Annotated in this window: 17 protein-coding genes and 2 pseudogenes; 10 read left to right on the top strand and 9 right to left on the bottom strand. The window is 39.7% G+C overall.

Going from position 1 to position 21531, the window contains the following annotated elements; all coding sequences use genetic code 11:
* Positions 1-40: 40 nt before the first annotated feature.
* The 6 genes and pseudogenes from ACWIUJ_RS03845 to ACWIUJ_RS03820 form a co-directional block, all read right to left on the bottom strand.
* The gene (locus tag ACWIUJ_RS03845; RefSeq protein ID WP_454169714.1) at positions 41-2143 is read right to left on the bottom strand and encodes a TonB-dependent receptor; all 2103 of its coding nucleotides are present in this window, start codon (positions 2141-2143) and stop codon (positions 41-43) included.
* A gap of 8 nt (positions 2144-2151) precedes the next feature.
* Positions 2152-2283, bottom strand: a complete 132-nt coding sequence (locus ACWIUJ_RS03840) for a hypothetical protein (protein ID WP_454169076.1) — start codon at positions 2281-2283, stop codon at positions 2152-2154.
* Between the two features lie 419 nt (positions 2284-2702).
* On the bottom strand, positions 2703-3638 hold the full coding sequence (locus ACWIUJ_RS03835) for an ABC transporter ATP-binding protein (protein WP_454169074.1): 936 nt from the start codon (positions 3636-3638) through the stop codon (positions 2703-2705).
* Positions 3635-4645: pseudogene (locus tag ACWIUJ_RS03830) on the bottom strand (FecCD family ABC transporter permease). Before ACWIUJ_RS03830 ends, ACWIUJ_RS03835 begins: the two are co-directional and overlap by 4 nt.
* A 35-nt stretch (positions 4646-4680) precedes the next feature.
* Complete coding sequence (locus ACWIUJ_RS03825) at positions 4681-6654, bottom strand: TonB-dependent receptor plug domain-containing protein (protein WP_454169072.1); 1974 nt, start codon at positions 6652-6654, stop codon at positions 4681-4683.
* Entirely contained in the window at positions 6573-6944 is a 372-nt protein-coding gene (locus ACWIUJ_RS03820; RefSeq protein ID WP_454169071.1) for a hypothetical protein, read from the bottom strand. The genes ACWIUJ_RS03825 and ACWIUJ_RS03820 overlap by 82 nt, the downstream gene beginning before the upstream one ends.
* A gap of 171 nt (positions 6945-7115) precedes the next feature.
* On the opposite strand from ACWIUJ_RS03820, the gene ACWIUJ_RS03815 reads away from it, so the two are divergent.
* Positions 7116-8747 (top strand): hypothetical protein, encoded by a 1632-nt coding sequence (locus ACWIUJ_RS03815; RefSeq protein ID WP_454169069.1) that lies wholly within the window; start codon positions 7116-7118, stop codon positions 8745-8747.
* Between the two features lie 452 nt (positions 8748-9199).
* Positions 9200-10387, top strand: a complete 1188-nt coding sequence (locus ACWIUJ_RS03810) for an ABC transporter substrate-binding protein (protein ID WP_454169067.1) — start codon at positions 9200-9202, stop codon at positions 10385-10387.
* Positions 10388-10390: 3 nt separating this feature from the next.
* Here ACWIUJ_RS03810 and ACWIUJ_RS03805 read toward each other — a convergent pair whose 3' ends face one another.
* The 3 genes from ACWIUJ_RS03805 to ACWIUJ_RS03795 form a co-directional block, all read right to left on the bottom strand.
* A complete protein-coding gene (locus ACWIUJ_RS03805) occupies positions 10391-10969 on the bottom strand; it encodes an isochorismatase family protein (protein WP_454169065.1) in 579 nt (192 codons plus the stop codon).
* Between the two features lie 222 nt (positions 10970-11191).
* Positions 11192-12388, bottom strand: coding sequence for an acetate kinase (locus ACWIUJ_RS03800; protein ID WP_454169064.1), 1197 nt, complete (start codon positions 12386-12388; stop codon positions 11192-11194).
* 194 nt (positions 12389-12582) lie between these two features.
* Positions 12583-12813 carry a hypothetical protein gene (locus ACWIUJ_RS03795; protein WP_454169062.1) on the bottom strand — a complete coding sequence of 77 codons (231 nt, stop codon included), beginning with the start codon at positions 12811-12813 and terminating at the stop codon, positions 12583-12585.
* Between the two features lies 1 nt (position 12814).
* On the opposite strand from ACWIUJ_RS03795, the gene ACWIUJ_RS03790 reads away from it, so the two are divergent.
* From ACWIUJ_RS03790 to ACWIUJ_RS03755, 8 genes and pseudogenes are all read left to right on the top strand, one after another.
* On the top strand, positions 12815-13045 hold the full coding sequence (locus ACWIUJ_RS03790) for a hypothetical protein (protein WP_454169061.1): 231 nt from the start codon (positions 12815-12817) through the stop codon (positions 13043-13045).
* Positions 13046-13194: 149 nt separating this feature from the next.
* Positions 13195-14085 (top strand): annotated as a pseudogene (locus tag ACWIUJ_RS03785) (hypothetical protein); the annotation flags it as partial.
* 92 nt (positions 14086-14177) lie between these two features.
* Positions 14178-16484 (top strand): N-6 DNA methylase, encoded by a 2307-nt coding sequence (locus ACWIUJ_RS03780; protein WP_454169059.1) that lies wholly within the window; start codon positions 14178-14180, stop codon positions 16482-16484.
* Positions 16481-17185, top strand: coding sequence for a hypothetical protein (locus tag ACWIUJ_RS03775; RefSeq protein WP_454169057.1), 705 nt, complete (start codon positions 16481-16483; stop codon positions 17183-17185). The genes ACWIUJ_RS03780 and ACWIUJ_RS03775 overlap by 4 nt, the downstream gene beginning before the upstream one ends.
* 3 nt (positions 17186-17188) lie before the next feature.
* Positions 17189-18514, top strand: a complete 1326-nt coding sequence (locus ACWIUJ_RS03770) for a restriction endonuclease subunit S (RefSeq protein WP_454169055.1) — start codon at positions 17189-17191, stop codon at positions 18512-18514.
* Positions 18515-18525: 11 nt separating this feature from the next.
* Entirely contained in the window at positions 18526-20106 is a 1581-nt protein-coding gene (locus ACWIUJ_RS03765; RefSeq protein WP_454169053.1) for a hypothetical protein, read from the top strand.
* A 34-nt stretch (positions 20107-20140) separates the two neighbouring features.
* Positions 20141-21139, top strand: a complete 999-nt coding sequence (locus tag ACWIUJ_RS03760) for a virulence RhuM family protein (RefSeq protein WP_454169051.1) — start codon at positions 20141-20143, stop codon at positions 21137-21139.
* Positions 21136-21519 (top strand): hypothetical protein, encoded by a 384-nt coding sequence (locus ACWIUJ_RS03755; protein ID WP_454169049.1) that lies wholly within the window; start codon positions 21136-21138, stop codon positions 21517-21519. The genes ACWIUJ_RS03760 and ACWIUJ_RS03755 overlap by 4 nt, the downstream gene beginning before the upstream one ends.
* Positions 21520-21531: the final 12 nt, after the last annotated feature.

Raw genomic sequence — 21531 nt, 5'->3', positions numbered from 1 at the left:
TGGATAGAATCACAAAGATTGTATTCTATCCAAAGTTGTATTAGTATTTCCACACATATTTAGCTACGAAGTTGCGTCCGGGCTCAATAAGTGGATTTGTGAGATTTATGGGGTCTGCGAGTGGGAGTGTAGTTCTAGTCCATTCAGATGCTGGATTGATACCAATTTCATTAAAGAGATTTGAGACGCCCACAATGATTTCCATATCTTTTAGATAATGATTAAAAGCACCCAGCTTTATCCCTAAATGAATGTCAGTCATTGCATACCCTTTTGTAGCGATTTCATTTGCGCTATCTATGCGTTTTTTAGGCGCATAATATCGCTCTCGCACGCTTAAATAGGCTTTGTTAAAATTTAGTCGCAAGGATAGATTCCCGCTAAATGGTGCAATATGCTTAATGGGTTTATTATCCGTTACATTGTGTCCGTGTAGGTAGGCAAAGGCATAGTTTAGCTCGACTAAGCCACTCTCTCCAAAGCTATGATTGCCTTCGAGTTCTGCACCCGTGATATATGCCTTGCCGACATTTTCATAGCGAAATGTCGCATCGCCAGCCTGTGTGGTATATGGGTTTCGTGCGCGCATATTGTGATAATTGGTAAAAAACCCAATGAGCGAGACAAAGTGATTTTCGCTGTGGAATCGAAAGCCAAATTCTGCAGTTTGGCTGTATTCAGGTTTGATATTTGGGTTTGCTAAGATACTTTGTGCTGCTGTGCTAGAGCCTCCTCCACTATAAGTATTGCCTATGCGCTCGCTAATTTGTGGTGCGCGGAAGTTGTGGCTTATATTAAAAACATTGCTAAAATATGAGCCTAAAAACACGACAGAGCCTAGAGAGCCTGTGAGTGCGCCTGTATGGATTTTGTTGTTTTCATCGATGAGGGCAGAAATCTCGGCTTGATTGAAGCGATTAGCCCAATTTCCCTCTTGGTCGCTGTGTCTCTTAGAAATCCAAGTGTAGAGGTAATCTCCGCGAATAGCCCCTGAGAGAATCCACGGCTCAAAGACTTTATAATCATCTTTGACAAACACCGCAAAATTCGTATTTGTATAGGCGCGGTTTCTTGTTGTAATGACATTTGTAGCAGTATTGATTTCATTGCCCGGCGTTAAAGAAATCTCACTCATAAAATCTGCTCCATAGCTTAAAGTGTGCTTGCCAATATGACTATCAAAGAGCAGACGCCCACCTATAAAGTTATTATCAAAAGTTTCGCGTTTGCGGTTTTGGTTGGCATAGAGGATTTGAGAATCTAGGTGGCGATAATAGAGATAGGCTTCCATAGAATCTGCAAAACCCAAATCCTTAGCCTCAGCACCAGCACGCAAATAATACTCAATGCTTGGAGAATCTTCTAAGCGGATTTTATTTGTATTTGTAGCAGAGATTTGATAGCTTGAGCCCGGTGCTGCTGCTGTCCCTCCTGCTCGCTCTGCTGATACATTAGTATAGCGTCCTTGCAAATAGTAGCGCACACTTGATTTGGTTGTATAGCCTGCGTTGAAATCTACTCCATAGCCTTGATAGCCAGAGTTTGCTACCTTTAAATATTTACCATCGCTTTGCACAGGGCTTGTGTAATCTCCACCCATTCTGCCATTTGCTCCGATGAGTAAATCCCAGCCACCGCCACCGCCTAGCACTTCTGCGCGTCCTGCTACGCCGTCATTTACGCTTTGATATTCAAGTGAGCGCACCCTTGCTGTCGCCTTAAAAGACTCGCCTTGAAGGTTGTAGTTACTTCTGCGCGTGCGGAAATTCACTATGCCATTGATACTTGAGCTACCCCACAAAAAGCTACCTGAGCCACGCAACACTTCAATAGAATCAAAGCTATATGGGTCAAACATATTAAATTCCGCTGTGTTGCGCCCAGCAAATGGCACACCATCAATCATCACTGTGCTACGCCAATCGCGTGAGTTTTGTCCGCGAATGTTAATTTGCCCGTTGATTGCGCCTTGTCTTGCGAAGTTTATCCCGGGGACAGATTCTAACACATCTTGCACTCCACCAAGTGAGGTTTTCTCTAGCATAGCGTTAGAATCAATAATGCTGATTTGCTTTGGTTGTAATTCGATTGGGAGCTCACTTTGTGAGACTTGTGCAGTTACACTTGATTTTTCAAGTTGGATAGATTCTTCTACATTAGTGCTTTGAGAGTTGCTATTATTGTTTTCTGCCCCCCCCCATTATCATTTGCTAGAAGCATATTTCCTAGTAATATGCTTGATATTAGGCTTATTTTTATGGTTGTATTTTTGGTAGTTTGCATTATAGCTCCTTAAAGTTTTAATATTCGTTATTAAAAATTAAATAACGATTGGAGTTATACAATAATTTTTGTCATTTGTAAGCAAAAATATAAAAATTGCAGAAATTTTTTGTTAGAGACTTTTAAATCCAGTCTAAGCAAATGGCAATTTCCCCGAGTTGCCCTTGTTATGCCAAATACTTTGGATATTTATTGCTTGGTTGCATTAGTTTCTTTTTTTTACGAAAGGAGGTTACGAAAAAGAAAAATCTTTCATTGGTCGGTATAACAAGTTGTGGCGACTCAGGGGTATCCTATGTCTTAGTGGGTTATCCATAGGATACGCGCGTATTATAGTGTTTTTTTTTATAAAATCCATTTACCAAGTAAAATTTATGTAAAATTTTCGCGCAGAGATTCCCAAACTTCCCAAAAATCTCTTAAATCCGCACGATAAACTCATCGTGGCTAAAAGGGCTAACCTTAGAATGCAACTCCAAAGGCACGCTATAAAGCTTACTTAAATGCGTTTGGTTTAATAATTCCACGCTTGTGCCAAAGAGCGCGTTAGAATCTATTTCGCCCTCGTTGCGAAGTTTTGAGAGCAACAAAACCTTGTGCGATAAAAATAGCGCGTGGGCTGGGAAATGCGTATTTAGCACGATAGATACGCCCTGCTTGCTTAAAGATTTGAGCGTGTCTAAAATCATCTTTTGATTGGCAAAATCTAAGTTTGATTCTGGCTCATCAAGGATTAAAACCTCTGGCCGTTTGACTAATGCGCGGGCAAAAAGCACCATTTGGAGTTCGCCACCGCTTAGCGAAGCGCAGTTTTTATCGGCTAAATGCGCGATTCCTAGCTCGTGTAATACCTCTCTAGCACGCATAAAATGCTCCTCTTTTGGCTGAAATTTAATAGCATTATTTAGCCCTAGCACCACCATTTCAAGCGCGCTTATAGGCAGAGTTGCACCTTTAATCTGCGCGACATAGGACACTTTATCCCACATAGCACCTCTAAGCTCGGTGATATGTCGCCCTTGCAATAAAATTTCCCCACTGCTTTTCAAAAATCCCAAAAGGCATTTTAGCAATGTCGTTTTTCCCGCGCCATTGCGCCCTAAAATGCTTAAAATCTCGCCTTTTTGAAGCGAAAAACTAATGTTTTTTAAAATGTGCATTTTTTGCAACCCCACAAAACGCCAAAAACACAAATCTTTGACTTCTAGCAGGGACGTTTTAGAATCTCGCCCAGCATTTTGTAAAACTTCTTGCGACAAATCATTTCCAAAATCTTGCGCAAGATCGTGCTTAGATTCTCGCGAAGTGTCCTGCCTAGATTTTGGCAAGGATTTTGACTCCATAATCTTATTCATAGCTTTATGCCTCCTTTGTTTTTATGCAAAATGTAGATAAAAAATGGCGCACCAATGAGTGCTGTAAGGATAGAGATGGGAATCTCATTTGCGCTAAGCGAGCGTGAGAGCGTATCGATGATGATGACAAAGCCCGCGCCAAGTATGCCACTAAGTGGCAAAAGCCGTGAGCTCTCGCTTCCCACGAGCAATCGCGCAATGTGAGGCACAAGCAATCCCACCCAGCCGATAATCCCGCACAAACTCACGCTCACGCTTACAATAAGCGTGCAAGAGAGGATTACCACCGCCCTCAAGGCGTTTAGATTTACCCCTAGAGATTTTGCCTCCTCCTCGCTTAGAGAGAGGATATTTAGCTTCCAGCGTGCTAAAAACAACGCTACGCAACCAAGACACACCGCAACTACGCCTAATGCAAGCTCGCCACTCCACACTCTTGATAGAGAGCCAAGAAGTCAATAAGTAATGCTAGGGAGCGTATCTTGCGGGTCGGCAAGGTATTTCACAAGGCTTACAAGGCTAGAAAACAGCGCGGAGATGATAATCCCGCTCAAAACCATACTAATGGTGCTAAGCGGGACAAAGCGCGAGTAGCTAACCGCCACGACAAGCACCAAAGAGATGATTCCAAACATAAATCCAAACGCAAACACGCCAAGCATACTGCACCCAAACATAAGAGCGAGCACCGCTCCAAAGCTAGACGCGCTTGTAACGCCCAAAATATCAGGGGTTGCTAAAGGATTGCTAAAAAGGCTTTGAAACGCACAGCCTGCCATACTTAGCCCCGCTCCCATAACGATGGCAAGCAAGACGCGCGGAGCGCGAAAATCTAGCAGGACAAATGTATCCACTTCGTTATCAAGGCGATTTCCAGCGATTAGTGAGAGTATATCGCTAATATGAACTTCATACCGCCCAATGCTAAGCGCAAATAGTGCAATAAGAAGCACAACAGCAATGCTTAAAATGTAAATGAGAGATATTTTTAGAGTAGAGTAGGGCATTTGCACTCCTAGATTCTAAATTGCGACAACACACATTAGTATTTCCACACATATTTAAGTGTGAAGTTACGACCGGGCTCTACAAGCGGATTAGTAACAGAAAGCGCGTAATTTGCATTCATTCCTGTTACGGGGTTGCGCCCTATGGTATTAAAGACATTAGAGATTCCAAAAATAAGCTCCATATCTTTCAATGTGCTTTTAAACTCCCCAAGTTTTACCCCAGCATACATATCTGTCATTGCATACGCAGCAGTTTTACCCTCTGGATTAGAATCTTGTGGGTCTATGCGAGTTTTTGCACCATAAAACCGCTCCATAACGCTAATATAAACTTTATCAAAGTTAAATTTCAACATTGCATTACCATAAATTGGTGCAATATAGGCTATTGGTTTGTTGTTGGTAATGTCGTGTCCATAGTTATAGGCAAGATTGTAGTTCAATTCCACCTTAGAATCTAAAAAGTGATGTCGCCCTTCTAGCTCCGCACCTGTGATATAAGCTCTCCCTACATTTTCGCTGCGTGTGAGATACGCATTGCCCGGATTTCCTCCTGTGATTGCATCGAGTAATGTTTGATTGGTATAGACACGCGTTAATATCATATCGTGGTAATTAGTGAAAAATCCTGTAAGTCCTATAAAATGCTCCCCTGTATTAAAGCGAAATCCGAGCTCTGCAGTTTGGCTGTATTCTGGTTTTATATCAGGGTTTGCGACTACATATCGCGGAGCAGAAGCACCTAAAGACATTCTGCCTGTGCCACCTGGGTCTTGGAAATTATGACTTATATTGATGACATTGCTTAAATAATCTGTGATAAACCACACAGAGCCAAGTGAGCCTGTAACCGCGCCTGTATGCACGGGTTTATCACTAATGGTGTTAAGCAATGCGGCTGGATAGTTCTGCTCTATGCTAGTAAGCGTCTTGCCAAAAGTGGTAAGCACATAGTCTCCTCGTGCTGCAGCAGAAATAATCCAACTATCAAATACTTTGTAATCATCTTTTGCAAATATTGCAAAATCTGTATTGGTGTATTTTCGCACAGCTGTCCTTGATGTGGTAATCCCACCTGTGTTATCGATGATTTCTTGCGCTACCTGCGTGCCTTTTATCGTGCTTTCTATTTCTAGTCCATAATTTACATAGTGTTTTCCAAAGTTCCCATCAAACACCAACCTTGTGCCTACAATGTTGTCATTATAAACTCTTTGATGGATATTGTTTCCGGGCGTGTAGCCGTTTGTCCCACCAGAGCGATAATTCCAAATATCTGTATCCCAATGGCGGTAATGCACATAAAAATTCATAGAATCTGCAAAGCCTAAATTGCTTTTTTCTACCCCAGCGCGAATGTAATACTCTGTGATTGGCACTTCAGCCACAGAGATTCCATAATATGAGCCCGGTGCTGCAGCTACCCCAGCTCCGCCACCTGCGCGATGAGATTCTATATGTGAGTAGCGTCCCTGTGTGTAGTATCTCGTGTGATTTTTGTTTGTGTAGCCAATGTTAAAATCAAGGTTAAAGGTTGTGTAATTGGAGTTTGGGGCTTTTAAATAATTACCCTGACTTCCTGCTGTGAGAGATTGCAAGGGTGTGGTGTAGTCATCACCTTGCCTTGTGCTCGCTCCTATTAGCACATCCCAACCATTACCACCACCCAAAATCTCCGCTCTACCAGCAAAACCATTATTGACACTTTGGTATTCTAGGGCGCGGATTCTCGCTGTTGCGCTAAATTCTTCGCCACCAATGTTGTAATTGCTTCTGCGCGTGCGGAAATTTATCACGCCATTCATCGCATCACTTCCCCATAATGCACTCGCTGCACCACGAATAACTTCGATAGATTCAAATTGATAGGGGTCTAGCACATTGAAATCTAGTGTCGAGCGACCAGAAAAGCGCACACCATCAATCATAATAACCGAACGCGTGTTGTTTGAGTTTTGCCCGCGGATAGTGATTTGTCCGTTGATTCCCCCGCTCCTAGAATACAAAATCCCGGGACTTGTTCTAGTAAGGCTTGCGGTCCGCCGACACCCATTCTCTCTAGGATTTGAGATTTTTCTACTACGCTTATTGCCTTGCTTTGTAGCTCGATAGGCAGTTCGCTTTGAGAGACTTCAGCAGTTACAGAGCTCTTTTGGAGTTGGACATTTTGCGCAGATTCTCCATTATGAGAATTAGTGTTTAAGTTTTTTTGATGAGCTGAATCTAAGTCAGTATCATCAGCCAAAAGACAAGTAGCAAGTATGCTTGAGAGTAAAATAAGATTGCCCTTATTCATAGTTTCTCCTTTTTAGATTATAAGATTTGTTACTAAACTTTGAAAATGTAACACAAAATTCATATATATATATATATATATGCTAACTATTTGGGTATCATTGTAACGAAATTACTCAAAAATAGGTTTAAATATCAAAATGAGTAATAAACTAAGAATAAGGAGAAAACAATGAGTATGCAAGCGTGTGCTCCAAGCGATGTCTTGGAAATAACTACAAATGAGGTAAGCGATAATCTCGCTATAAGGTTGAAAGAAGTGTATAACCATAAAGAGATTCTCAAATATGGGAAAGTGGCATATTTTGACACTTATGGTTATGAAAAAGATGGAATCTACAATCACTTTCTTTACAAATGCGCGTTAGAATATAGAGATGTGTATAGTGATTTGGCTGGGTTTGAGTTGCAGAAGTATTGTGCTGTGGTTTTGCCTATGGGCATTGATGAAATAGCACTATGGGAGCATAGAGACAAACTCTATGAGTTTTTGGATAATGGCGGGATTGTAGTTAGCTTTTGTCATAACTACACGGGGATTTTGCCAAATAATGCGGGCTATATAAAAAGCCCCGTAGAAATCCGCGATAGAGAAATACGGCTGACAGGACACGGTCTCACAGAGGGCGTGCGCGAATATGATATAAACTTCCGTAGAGGTGTGAAAGGGTTTTTTAATCGCGGGTATTTTGAGATTCCGCAGGGCATTTGTGAGAGTGCCCACGCCAAAGCCCCCTCTGCAGGGAATGAGGAACAACAAGATTTTGAAATCTTTTTGCGTGATAGTGAGGGGAAATGCGTGGGCTATATCGATAGAATCTCTACAAATGGCGTGATTCTCGCCACTGCAGGCGCGGATTTGCTTACCTTTGGCGTGTTTGAAAACAATAGTGCTAGAAGGTTAGGGCTAAATCTGCTAAGCTGGCTAGGGCGCGAGCTAAAAAACAGGGAATCTAATCCGTCATTGATAGCGAGCACAGCGCGTGAGCGTGGCAATCCGCACGCTACAAATTGTCATACTGAGGCTTTAGCCGAAGTATCTCAAAATAACCAAAACAGAGATATTTCGCTCGCGCCCAATATGACAAAGCCTGCCACAAATGCAAGCCAAAGTGGGCGGTTTCACTTTGACACAGACACCATAAAAGCCCAAAATCCCAAAAATCCCCTGCGTAAAAATCCCAAACTAAAAAATGCCATAATCACAGGTGGCGCAAGCTATGAGCGCAACTTTTTCTACAACAAAGGCGCAAAATACGCGCATTTTTTTGACAAGCGAATCTACCATAAAGACGCGCAAAATACGGATTTTAGCGGGCTTGATTATATCGTCATCGCTTCTAGGGCAAATCCGCGCTTTTTACTACCCTGCAAAGAGAAATTTGTAGAGTTTCTAAAAAATGGCGGGAGCATTGTGAGCTTTGGCGAGGTTACGCAGGGGTATTTGCCAAATATCGCGTGGAAAGAATATGGCGTGAATTTTTGGTGGTGGCTCTCTCAAGGTGCGGATATGTCCTTTGAGGTGGGCGAGTATGGCAAACGCCTCTTTAGCAAAATGGAGCTTTTCACGGCTAAATGGCACTATCACGGCGCGTTTTATCCGCCTAAAGATTCGCAAATGATTTTGGCAAACGAGCTAAATGAGGCGATAATCTACAAAGATACGAGCTATAAGGGCGGGCTGTATGTAACCTCTCTTGACCCAGATTTTCATTTGGGGCAGGGCTTTATGCCAAAGACAGAGCCGTTTTTTGATGCGTTTATGGAGTGGATAGAAGAAGATATTTTACATTCTAGAATGTGAAAAATTCGTCTTTGGGTAGTCATTGCAGAGATTTGAGAGTTTGCCACAAGGCACGCACGAGTAGTGCGCTAACCTTGTGTCAAACTCTCAAAAACTCCACAAGCATTACCGCAAAATACTAGAATTTAGGTTTTGTAAATGTGCTTATTTTCTTGTCATTGCGAATGAGCAGTGGCGAGTGTAGCAATCTATTTATTTGTCATACTAAAAATGCTTGTCATGCTGAGGGCTTTTAAGCCCGAAGTATCTCTCAACTTCGCAAAAAAGAGATATTTCGCTATCGCTCAATATGACATTGTTAGGTGGATTTAAAATTGGATTGGACTAAAAAACAAAAATGGATTGCCACGATTTTGCGACCTTATTAAAAGTCGCAAAATCTCGCAATGACAAACAGGGCTAAAATCTTGCCCGCAATGACAAAAAACAATATTACAATAAAGGACAAAACAATGAACACACACAAAAACATACTTTTTGCAATGTTTGCAAATCTTGTATTTATCACGCACGCCTTTAGTGCGAGCTTCCCGCTGACACTTGTCGATGATGATGGGGTAAAAGTAACTATCACAAAAGAGCCGCAAAAAATCGCCATAGCAGGGATTTGGCCCTTGCCATCTGTGATGATAATGCTTGATAATAGCGCGAAAAGAATCGCGTATATGCCACAAGCCTCTAAAAACGCGCTTTTGTATTCCTTTATGATAGATTTTTATCCACAAATCGCGCAAATCCCCACAGGCAATAGCGAAAATATCGAGGAGTTGCTAAACTACAAGCCCGATGTCTTTATCTGTCATAGCGCAAATAAGGCTATTTGCGCGCTTATGCGCAAAAGTGGCGTGCCAACCCTTGCCATAAGCGTGGCAAAATGGGGATACAACTCGCATAAGACTTTGGAGGGGTGGTTTAGGCTTGTTGCACCATTGCTAGATAAAGAATCTAAAGCAAAGCAGATTTTGCAAGAAATCAAAAAACAAGAGGAACTAGCACAACAATCATACACACAAAATCTACCTTTGCAAAATACACACGCGCAAAATCCACAAAATCTTAGCGTAAAAAATGCAAAAAACTCTAACACACATAGAGCGCACACCCAAAAAGAATCAACCGCGCTTCCAAAAGCGATTTTTATCCATACTTACGCAAGCGATGAAAAGCTCGTAATCGCGGGCATTTTTGGCAAGTATTTGCTAGATTTTAGCGGTGGGATTCACGCGCTAGATTCCCTGCGGAGTGCGACTACTTCGATTGAGGAAATCTACAAACTAAACCCTGATATTATTTATATCAACAACTTTACGCCACTTTTGCCAAAGCAGATTTTAGAATCGAAGCGGTGGCAGGGCATAAAAGCAGTGCAACAGAAGCGCGTGTATAAACTGCCATTAGGGAGCTATCGTCCATTTGCCCCGGGCGTGGATTTGCCATTGCTTCTTGCGTGGCTACGAGCACATAACGCAGAATTTATAGAATCTAGTAAAGCACATTTAGACAGCGCAAAAGAAGTGATAAAAGAGGACTACAAGGCGTATGCAAAGCAATACTACAAAGAAATTTTTGGGCTAGATTTAAATGACGCACAGATTGATAAAATCTTTAATCCATCAAGCAAGGCAGGGCATTTGGATTAGAATCTACTTGATTAACGCGCTGATTTGCTTGAAATGCTCATTTTTAGATTCTAGCATTGCGCCAAAGAGGAGCGATTCTACGCACGAGATTTTCGCACCACCGCTTCGCATTAGCTCGATAGCATTTAGGTGGTTTGCTTCTTTGCGCGAGTTTAGAGCATCTTGCGCTACCCACACGCTAAGCCCTAAATCTAGCGCGTGAAGCACACTTTGAAGCACACAGATATGACTTTCAATCCCGCAGACTATGAGGTTTTTTGCCCTGCCTTGTGTATTAAGCTTGGCGATAAAATCCATAATCTCGCCATTGCCAAAAATACTAAAACTTGTCTTTTCTCGCACGCAGATTGTAGAATCTCCTCTGTCAAATTCCACGCGTTTATCGGTATTTCCAAGCCCTTTTGGATACTGCTCGGTGATAAGCGTGGGAATGCCTAAAATCTGCGCCCCGCGCAAAAGCGTGTTGGTATTTTTGATAAGATTTTGGCAATCAAACATCAGCGGGAGTAGCCTCTCTTGCACATCGATAACTACTAAAAGGCTTTCATTTGGCTTGTAGAGCCCGTATTCAAATGGTTTCATTTCTACACCTGCTTAATCTAAAAAATTTGCAAAATATTCAATGATTTGTCTGTCATACGAAGGCTTAAAAAGCCGAAGTATCTCTACATTGCCTCTACGCCTCGCACAAAAATAGAGATATTTCGCTTGCGCTTAAGTATGACAAAATTCAATAAAAACAAAAAGCACCTAAAATCGCGCTTCAATACAACAATAAATAGCCTGTGTTTTAAATTTTAAAATTTAAAGTTTTGCCACAATCGCCTTGGTGTCCCTAGCGATGACAAGCTCTTCATTTGTGGGGATTACGCACACTTTGACTTTAGAATCTTTAGTGGAGATTATCGCTTCTTTGCCACACGCGTTGTTTGCTTCCTCATCGAGTTTCACGCCCAAAAACTCCAAATGCTCCACAATCATACCGCGTATAAATTTCGCATTCTCCCCCACGCCCGCGCAAAAGGCAATCGCATCTACGCCTATCATCACCGCACAATAGCTTCCAATGTATTTTAGCACGCGATATGCAAAGGCAGCGCGAGCGAGTTTCGCCCTCTCATCGCCTTTTAGCTCGGCATCAAGCAAATCCCTAAAATCACTTGACACGCCTGAAATCCCAAGCACGCCAGATTTTTTGTTTAGGATATTTACGATTGCTTTGGTGTTTAGCCCCTCTCTATCGGCGATATAGTCCAAAATCGCAGGGTCTAAATCCCCGCTTCTAGTCCCCATTATAAGCCCCTCTAGTGGCGTTAGCCCCATACTTGTATCCACGCATTTGCCGTTTTTTACCGCAGAGATGGACGCGCCATTGCCAAGGTGGCAGACAATGATTTTAGAATTTTTATAATCAAGTCCCAAAAACTCCGCCGTGCGCTGTGAAACATACTTATGGCTTGTCCCGTGAAAGCCATATCTGCGCACTTTGTGCTTCTCATACCATTCATACGGGACGCCATACATATACGCGCGTGCTTCCATAGACTGATGAAACGCCGTGTCAAACACCGCTACCATAGGCGTTTTTGGCATTTGCTCGGAGCAAGCTTTGATACCCATTAAATGCGCAGGATTGTGCAATGGCGCAAGAGCGGAGCAATCCTCGATATGCTTTATCACAATCTCATCAATCAGCACAGATTCTTTGAAATACTCGCCTCCGTGCACCACGCGATGCCCGATAGCAGCGATTTCATCTAGGGATTTGATTGCGCCGATTTTTTTGTCGGTTAGAATTTCTAGCACCGCAGATATGGCGTTTGAGTGATTGACTAGGTTTAGCGTCTTACTTGCTTTTTCTTCGCCTTTTTTGTAGTTTAGCACGCTTCCTTCAAGCCCGATTCTATCGCAGATTCCAGAGGCTAGGACTTTTTCGCTATCGACATTTATGAGCTGAAATTTTAGCGATGAGCTCCCGCAATTTACCACTAATACATTCATTTTTTCTCCTTTTTGTTGGTATGCCTGACACATAGTCTTAACTCAATCTTAAAGGACAAAACATAACAAAAGCAAAAAATAATGTTAATTTATCAACATATTGTGTATAAATTACACAAATTCTAAAACAACTTTAATATAAATTTATATGAGAGATTTTTGGTTTTTGTTATGTATAATCCAAACATTTATATTTAGGATTGTTGAGAATTATAGATAAAAACACGAATTTGAAAGGCATAAATTTTAAGGATATAATTTTGACAGGTGCTCTGTGCGAGGCTATATCCTATCACAAATGGCATTGGCAAGTAGCTTTTGCTCGTTTTTGACAAGTCGATGATTTTATTGTCTGTTGTCGTGCTTGTGTTGGTTAGGATTATATCTGTGCTCAAATCACCAATCAAACCATAAAAAGGGGGCAAAATGAAATTCTCTAAACAAATACTCTCTCTACTATGCGTGATATGCTTTGCAATGTATTGCACGGGGTGTGCCAAAAACAAAACTGCTACTAATGCAAAACCTCAAAATAAGCCGACTTCACAAGACGCACAAAATCCACAAACACAGCAACCCTCGCAAAATCAACCTCAAAGTGCGACTACTTCAAAAGATTCACAAAGCCCGCAAAATCGACCTAACAACGCATATTAGATGACTTATCCCAAAAATCATAAAATAAATATTCAAAAATTTTTGCAAAATCTAAGTGTGTTTGTGCCTAGTCATTATAAAAATACAAGCAAATTTTAGCTATGATTTTGCGATATTTTATACTGATTTAGAAGTATTAAGGCGGGCAAATGGACTACAAAAAGGCGTTTTTTAGTAAGTTAGAGGATTGCTATCTAGGGGCAAAGATAAAGAGTGCGCAAAATAGCGTAACCCAAAATAGCACAAATGCAAGTGGTGGCAAGGCAAATGCAAACAGCACAGCAAACGGTGCGCACACAAATAGCACCGCGCAAAGTGGCTGGACAAACTTGCTTCATATCAAAGCGCAGTATTTTGCGCATATCAAAGCGCATTTAGATTCGCGCATAAACGAGCTAGTGGGCGATGATAGCATAGAATCAAATGATATTTACAACAAACTCTACACCTTTTTTGATAGCTACCTAAACGAGACAGGCACGCCATTTTTTACCGATACGCCCATTTACAAAAATATCTATGCCAAAATTTATAGCAACTCCAAAGACACAAGCCTTTTTTACAAAACCCAAAATCTCTACTATGTCAAAAGCGACACGCTCTATCAAAGCCTAACTTTGCAAGACAATGAGGGTAGATTTAGCATATTTTTTGACGCGAGTGAATATAGGCAAAACGCCGATAACAACAAAAGCAAGGTGGTTTTTAAGCTAGATTCTATTTCGCCCGTCATTGCGAGTGAGCAAAGTGAGCGTGGCAATCCACAAGATGAGAATCCTACCCACCCCCTAACCCCCTCCGCAAGGGAGGGGGAATTTATGGATTCACCCCAAATCACCATAAAAGTAACCAACCAAAAAGATTTATTCCCCGATTTTCTCAATGTTTTTAAGACAAATTCTAATGAATTTAACGATGATTTCATAAAAGCACTGATTGATAAAAATTTATTACCCAAAAAGCCCACCGATTCGCATTTAGAATCCCTAAAAAAACTCTTTTCAAGCTACAAAAAGCAAAACGACCCCGACCTATTTATGTGTGAGCTAAATCTGCAAAGTTTGCCTTTTGCAGTGGTGAAATTTGATTCGAGCAGAAATGCTAAAATCCTAGAAGACGGGAGAAAATCATAATGTCCCTAAGCATTCAATACGACAAACAAGGCAAGATTTATAGCCCATTGCGTGAGAAATACCTAGTCGCCACTCCAGAAGAAAAAGTGCGACAAGCTTTCATCTGCACACTTGTAAATCATTATGGCTACGAGCTAGCCCAAATGAGCGAGGAGCTAAAAACAAAAGACGGCAAAAATAGCACGAGGGCTGACATTGTCATTTGGAAAAGCATTAAAGACAAGCAAAGCTCCAAAAACCCTTTTATCATCGTAGAATGCAAGGCTGATACGATTCGCATAAGTGAGGAGGATTACAAGCAGGGTGAGAGCTACGCTAGAATTGCCAATGCGCCATTTTTTGTTACGCACAATAGCTATGAGACAAGATTTTGGCGTGTGATAAAAGATAAAATGCCGGGCTTCATACAAGAAATCGCCAATATCCCAAAAAATAATGATACAGACAAAGAAATCGCAAAAATCCTTGATTCGCTCGTGGTGTTTAAAGAGGATGAGTTTGCAAACCTACTGCATAAATGCCACAACATTATAAGAAATATCGAAAAACTCGACCCTGCCGCTGCCTTTGATGAGATTTCTAAAATCTTATTTATGAAAGTTTATGTTGAGCGTGAATTACTAAGCGGGGAACAAGAAAATAAATTTACCATAGCATTTTTAGAAAATGCCAAAAAATATAACCCCGATTATCTCTATGATACTTTTGAGAAAACCAAAAAAATCTTTGCCAAAGATTTGATTTTTGATAAAGATGAAAAAATCAACCTTAAAGAACACACCATTTTACGCATTATCAAAGAATTGCAGATTTATAATCTCTCGCTTACTTCAACCGATGTCAAAGGCATAGCTTTTGAGCGATTTTTGGGACGCACTTTTCGCGGGGAAATAGGGCAGTTTTTCACGCCTAGAAGCGTGGTAGATTTTATGGTGGAGATGATAGACCCACTAGAAAATGAAGTAGTATGTGACCCAGCAAGTGGAAGCGGGGGCTTTCTTATCCGTGTGTTTAATAAGGTGCGAGAATCGATTCAAAAAGATATTATTAGACAATATGAAGCCTTTAAATTTAAACTTATAGGCGATAAAAACGAGGAGAAAATCACACAAGAAGAGGCAAAAAAGCTCAATGACAAATTCCAAAATTTACAAAAAGAATTACAAATTGATAGCCTAGATTCTAGGCTTCATAAGCTCTCAAATCATTGCATTTATGGCACAGATGCTAATGACAGAATGGCGCGCACTTCTAAGATGAATATGATAATGCACGGCGATGGGCACGGAGGGATACACCACCACGATGGCTTGCTAAATGTCAATGGCATTTTTGAAAATCGCTTTGATATAATCCTAACCAATCCACCCTTTGGCGCACAAGTCGAAAAAGAAGACAAAGTCCAAGAAAAAGACACACAATTTGAAGTCCAAAAAGACGGCGAGAAATACAAAGTCAAAAAAGGCGACAACGATGAATGGTTAGCAAAAAATGAGGAATTAGCTAAAAAATACTACGCCCTTTATGGCAAAGAGATTTACCAAAACGCCCAAGCTAAAATCATAGAAAACATAGGCAAACCCATAGCCCAACTTTTCGCGCTAAAAGAAAACTCTACAAGCGATAAAACCGAGCATTTATTTATCAATCGTAGCCTAGATTTACTAAAACCAAGCGGACGAATGGGCATAGTCTTGCCTGAGGGTGTGTTTAACACGCCAAATGCCGAGTATGTGCGTAAATTTGTCGAGGGCAGGGCGTTTTTACGCGCGGTTATCTCACTGCCAAATGAAACATTTTTAAGCTCCAAAGCAAGTGTGAAATGCTCGATTTTGTTTTTGCAAAAATTTAGCGTTGAAGAGCAAACGCGGTGGGACAACCTGTTAAAATCTTACAGGCAAGATTTAGAGCAAGATAACAAAGAAAAACTAGATTTGCTAGATGAAATCATTGCTTATCGCAAACAAAAAGGCGAAAAAGTCGCAAAATACAGCGCAGAGGATAAAAAACGCGCCAAAAAAGAGCTAAAAGAGCTAACCGAGCGCATAGAAAAAGAGGCGTTAAGCAAAACAAAAATCGATTTTGACTATCCCATATTTATGGCTGAGCCTGAGGCGGTGGGTATCACTAGCACGGGCGAGACGGGAGATAATGTCCCAAATGATTTGCTCGATAGCTTTGAAGTGATAAATAATGAAAGAGTGCTAAAAGAAAAAGGCATAGCCACGCATTTTAGGGAATTTTTAAAGACGCATAATATCGCGTGGAATGCGCGAGATTCATTGCAAGATAGAGAAGCCAAATGACAGATTTTGCCTCCCTTAGTTTGCAAGAAGTAAAAAGGCTTTTTTCAAAAGAGCGCGTTTCAAGCTATGAGAATTTACAACAGCATTTTGACAATTTCGCGCTAATCGGCGCGATTAGCGAAAAGCTAGGCATTGCCGAGATTTTACTACGAAACAAAATAGATTTTATAATGAGTCAAAACACAACGCTATGGCTAGAAAATCTCCCAGCCGAGCTAGAATCAAGCATTGATAAAAGCCTACAAAAACACAAAATCATCTCTACCCAAAGTCTAGGATTTTGGCTAAAAGTGATTGATTTTTACAAAATCCATAGCCAACTTTTTAGCTATGATTTTTTAGAAGATTTAAATTTTAAAAGATATTACGAGCGCAACGCAAATCGTTTCAAAAACGGCGTGAGATCAAGACGGTATCATAAAGCAAAATTGCTCGTGCATTTACTGCGAAACCTGCGAAATAGGGCATTTCATTTTGAGAATCTTTATAAACTTAACGAGGATAACAAGCCAAGATTGATTGCTTCAATAAGAGATGAGAAAAACGCGCTATGTGTGATAAACTTAGAAACAAGTAAGATTCAAGTATTTTTAGAAGATGTGATAGGGGAATTTAGAAAAGAAGTGGAAAGTGGCGGAAAAGGATCCGCCAAAAACGGAGCAATTATAACACAAAATTCTAAAAATAAACTTAAAGGATAAAAAATGAGTAAGATTCAAGTGGTATGGTTTAGGGATTTACAAACTTGGAGTGTCGCCCTACAAAACGCTAAACAAATTTCAAGCAAATTTGACCTTGTCAAACTTGGCGAAGTTTTGATAGATTTGACTAAAAGCAGAACTTTTATCATAAAAGATAATGAATTTTACCAAGAACCCACCATTTCATCAAAAACAAATCTTATCACACCACGCAAACAGGGACTAGGCAAAGAATTTAAAGTTAAAAAGCGCGTTTTGATATTGCCAAATGATTTGGTTATAGCTAAAATGCACACGCAAAATGGATTATATGCCATTGCAAAAGAGACATTTGCTTCTACAACGACTTTTATCCCTTTTGAAGTCATAGAAAGCAAAATCAACAAAGATTTTCTTTTTATAATCCTTAAAATGACTTTGCAAAGATTGCAAAAATTTGATTCTGTGAATCGAGAAACATATACAACAGATGAGATTTTGGATTTACAAATCCCACTGCCGCCGCTTGAAATTCAAAATAAAATAGTCGCAGATATTCACGCGATTCAAGCCAAAATCAAAGCATTACAAGATGAGGAAAAAAGACTAAAAGATGAGATTGAGGCATATATATATATAGCACTTGGCTTACAAAAGCCACAAATTGCGAAAAAACAAAAGGTTTTTGTCGTGCGATTTAAGGACTTAGAGCGTTGGGACATTGCCTATAACCAAGGTGCTTATAAGCGAGAAAACAACAATGCAAAACTTGATAAATATCACTTACAAGAGCTATGTGAGATAAATCCTAGCGTAGATATGAAAGAGCTTATAAGGCAAGATAAAAATGTGAGTTTTATCCCTATGGAGAGACTTGAAACGGACGGCAAAAGCTTTTCTCCGCTATCAAAAAAGGCGTCTTTACATAAAGGCTTTACAAAATTTCAAAATAATGATTTGCTATGGGCAAAAATCACGCCTTGTATGCAAAACAAAAAATCTGTCGTTGTAAATGGGCTAGAAAATGGCGTAGGATTTGGCTCTACGGAATTTTTCGTGCTTCGCGCAAAAGATTCTAAAAAAACTGATATACATTTTATTTTGCAGATTTTGCGAACGGATTTAGTCATAGAGCAAGCAAAATTGCATTTTAAAGGAAGTGCGGGGCAACAGCGAGTGCCAAAAGAATTTTTAGAAAATCTGCAAATCCCCCTCCCGCCACTTGAAATCCAAAAAGAAATAGTCGCATTTGTAGAATCCAAAACCGCGCACATAAGCAAAATATCGCAAGAGCGAATCGCTTTGCAAAATAGCATAGAATCTAAACTACAAAAAATGCTCGTGGATTAAGGAGGATACAAATGACTAAACTTTATGGAATTGTCGAGTATTTGGGAGAATGCAAAGAGACAAAAGATATAAGCCCAGACATAAGAGAGTATATTTCAAATGATAAATTTAGTATTGATAAATATAAGGCATTTAAGCCATTGTCTGCTAAAAATGGCGTAAGAGTGTTTAAAGGCTTTGCCGATGCTAATACGCTAGCAAACATTTCTAAAACAAACGCATATTATCAAAGGGCTATTGACAAAAAACATAGCAAAGAGATTGAGCAATATATCATAAAAAGTTCAGCGGATAGATTTTATTTCCCAGAGGTTACTCTGCTTTATGAATATGACCCTAGCATTGAGCCAGAAAAGTTGCCCCTAAAATCCATAGTTGATTTATTTGCTAATAAAAAAGATATTGAAATAATCTCTATGCTTGGGGCGATAGGCGTGTATTGCCTAGAAATTGCAGATAATGAGGTATTGTATAGATTAGATGGAAATCATCGTTTAGAAGTATTAGGTAAATGTGCAAAAGATGGGCTTACTAGCACTTTTAAGCAAAATAAAATGGCGTCTTTTTGCATTATTTTGACACCAAAAACGGAGGGATATTCTTTTGAGCACTTATATTTTTACCTGCTTAATTCAAAAGCCTTGCCTATACACTCTCTAAAAACACTAGAAATCATCACACAAGCAAACCAAAATGGACAAATGAAAGAGTTTATAGAAAATGATAGTTTTTTGTCTATTATGAATCAAACTAAGGAATGTTGGGAAAATTTTAACAATAGCGAAAAAGAGGTGCTAATAAGCGTTGTTGGCGAAATGATAGCTACACAAAAAACAAGCAAATTAGTAAATATAGTGAAAGAATCTGTGGGAATATACATAGGCGAAAAACATAGCCAAGAAAACACAAAAGCACAAATAATTGGTGTAATTTGCTGGCTACGGCTAAAATCTAAGGATTCTAGTAAAACAAAAGAAAATCTTGTAGAATTTAAAAAATGGGTTAATCATTTTAAATATGAAATTGCAAATTTTAAGAAATTTGGGGATTTATATGAAGCATTTATGAAATATGATAATCAAAGGCGAAGAAAAAGACAGATATTCGTAGCAATGGAATTTGAGCAAAATTATAAGGCTATATATACAAGTGCGATTGAAAATGTGATTCAGCGGATAAAAGGGCGAAATAAACATATAGATTTGGAGCTTATACCCATAATGGAGCAAAGTGGTGATGTAGTGATTCCACAAAAGATATTTGATGAGATTGATAAATGTGATATTTTCATCGCTGACATAAGCACAAATAATATCAATGTAATGCTCGAATATGGCTTTGCAAAAGGCAGAAACAATGAAAAAAGCAAAAAATATGTTATCGTTTTTTACAGCGATAAATGGAATAATGAAGTTTTACAAGAATTAGAAAAAATAGAAACTCAGCATATCCAAAAAATTACATTAGACTTAAAAAATAAGCCTTTTGATATACGCGTGAATAATCACAACAAATGGACTAATCAAGATGAACTCGAAAAGAAATTAGAGCAAGAATTTGAAACTTACTTGAAAGAAAATTATTTGGATTAAATGATAGATTTGTTTGAACATAGGGAGCAATAGAATGACTAACATAATCCTCTATACCACCACCGATGGCAAGGCAAAAGTTGAGCTATATGAGTTTGGCAAAAATCTGTATTTGGCACAAAGTGCAATCGCAGAACTTTTTGCCACCTCAAAGCAAAATGTGAGTTTGCATATCCAAAATATCCTAAAAGACGGGGAATTGAGCGAAGATTCAGTTGTCAAGGAATACTTGATAACTGCCAAAGATGGCAAGTCATACAATACGAAATTTTACTCATTAGAGATGATTTTGGCTATCGGCTTTCGTGTGCGCTCTAAACGCGGTGTGCAGTTTAGAATCTGGGCAAATGAGCATTTGCAAAAATTCTTACAAAAAGGCTTTTTAATCGATAGCGCAAGGCTAAAAAATCCAAAAGGTAGGACAGATTATTTTGATGAGCTTTTAGAGCAAATCCGCGATATTCGCGCAAGTGAAAAGCGATTTTATCAAAAAGTGCGCGATTTATTTGCTTTGAGCGTGGATTATGACGCTAGCGATAAAGCCACGCAAATGTTTTTTGCCGATACGCAAAATAAACTACTTTATGCCGTTACCCACCAAACTGCCTCCGAGCTAATCTGTGCTCGTGCTGATGAAAACGCGCCAAATATGGGACTAACTTCGTGGAGTGGCAATATCGTGCGCAAAGGCGACATAATCATCGCTAAAAACTATCTAAACAAAGATGAACTAGATAGCCTAAATCGCCTTGTAAATGTATTTTTAGAATCTGCTGAATTGCGCGTGAAAGACAATCAAACGCTTACGATGGACTTTTGGAGAGAAAATGTGGATTCGTTGCTAAAATTTCAAGACAAAGAGATTTTAAAAGATTTTGGCAAAATATCAAATGCAGAAATGGCAAAAATCGTGCGCGAAAAATACGAAATTTTCAACGCCAAACGCAAAAAAATAGAAGCACAAAAGGCAGATGAAAACGATATAAAAGAACTTGAAACTAGCTATAAAGAATTACAAAAAGGTAAAAAATGAGTAAAAATCAAAAATCTACGCGCAAATCTTTAAGCGAATCAGTAGCAAAAAAACTCGTGCTAAATGAACTCATCAAAGAAAAATATGCAAATTTTAGCGAATTTTTGGGTGAGATAGATTTTGGCACATTTTCACACACTATCACTTTGCAAGAATATCAGCAATCCGCGCTCAAACACGCCATAATCGCGCTAAAACTCTATATGGGCGACATAAACCAAAATCACAGCGATTACGCACAAATCGAAGCGTTTAATGACAATGCAGATTCACTGCTACGCGCTTATCGCACATATCAAAGGCAAAATCTCATAACGCCAATCGAGCGAAGCGACATAAATCGCGTAAAATCTTATCTGCTTTATAAACATTGGCTCTAAAAATGCCAAAAA

This window comes from Helicobacter sp. 23-1046, from assembly GCF_053654635.1.
The sequence above is the reverse complement of the archived record's forward strand: the minus strand, read 5'-3'. Positions and strand labels throughout refer to the sequence as shown.

Excerpts from the sequence above, each read along its gene's own strand:
- ACWIUJ_RS03840 (WP_454169076.1), bottom strand. The coding sequence starts at position 2,283 with ATGCAAACTACCAAAAATACAACCATAAAAATAAGCCTAATATCAAGC.
- ACWIUJ_RS03835 (WP_454169074.1), bottom strand. The coding sequence starts at position 3,638 with ATGAATAAGATTATGGAGTCAAAATCCTTGCCAAAATCTAGGCAGGAC.
- ACWIUJ_RS03820 (WP_454169071.1), bottom strand. The coding sequence starts at position 6,944 with ATGAATAAGGGCAATCTTATTTTACTCTCAAGCATACTTGCTACTTGT.
- ACWIUJ_RS03815 (WP_454169069.1), top strand. The coding sequence starts at position 7,116 with ATGAGTATGCAAGCGTGTGCTCCAAGCGATGTCTTGGAAATAACTACA.
- ACWIUJ_RS03810 (WP_454169067.1), top strand. The coding sequence starts at position 9,200 with ATGAACACACACAAAAACATACTTTTTGCAATGTTTGCAAATCTTGTA.
- ACWIUJ_RS03805 (WP_454169065.1), bottom strand. The coding sequence starts at position 10,969 with ATGAAACCATTTGAATACGGGCTCTACAAGCCAAATGAAAGCCTTTTA.
- ACWIUJ_RS03800 (WP_454169064.1), bottom strand. The coding sequence starts at position 12,388 with ATGAATGTATTAGTGGTAAATTGCGGGAGCTCATCGCTAAAATTTCAG.
- ACWIUJ_RS03790 (WP_454169061.1), top strand. The coding sequence starts at position 12,815 with ATGAAATTCTCTAAACAAATACTCTCTCTACTATGCGTGATATGCTTT.
- ACWIUJ_RS03780 (WP_454169059.1), top strand. The coding sequence starts at position 14,178 with ATGTCCCTAAGCATTCAATACGACAAACAAGGCAAGATTTATAGCCCA.
- ACWIUJ_RS03775 (WP_454169057.1), top strand. The coding sequence starts at position 16,481 with ATGACAGATTTTGCCTCCCTTAGTTTGCAAGAAGTAAAAAGGCTTTTT.
- ACWIUJ_RS03770 (WP_454169055.1), top strand. The coding sequence starts at position 17,189 with ATGAGTAAGATTCAAGTGGTATGGTTTAGGGATTTACAAACTTGGAGT.
- ACWIUJ_RS03765 (WP_454169053.1), top strand. The coding sequence starts at position 18,526 with ATGACTAAACTTTATGGAATTGTCGAGTATTTGGGAGAATGCAAAGAG.
- ACWIUJ_RS03760 (WP_454169051.1), top strand. The coding sequence starts at position 20,141 with ATGACTAACATAATCCTCTATACCACCACCGATGGCAAGGCAAAAGTT.
- ACWIUJ_RS03755 (WP_454169049.1), top strand. The coding sequence starts at position 21,136 with ATGAGTAAAAATCAAAAATCTACGCGCAAATCTTTAAGCGAATCAGTA.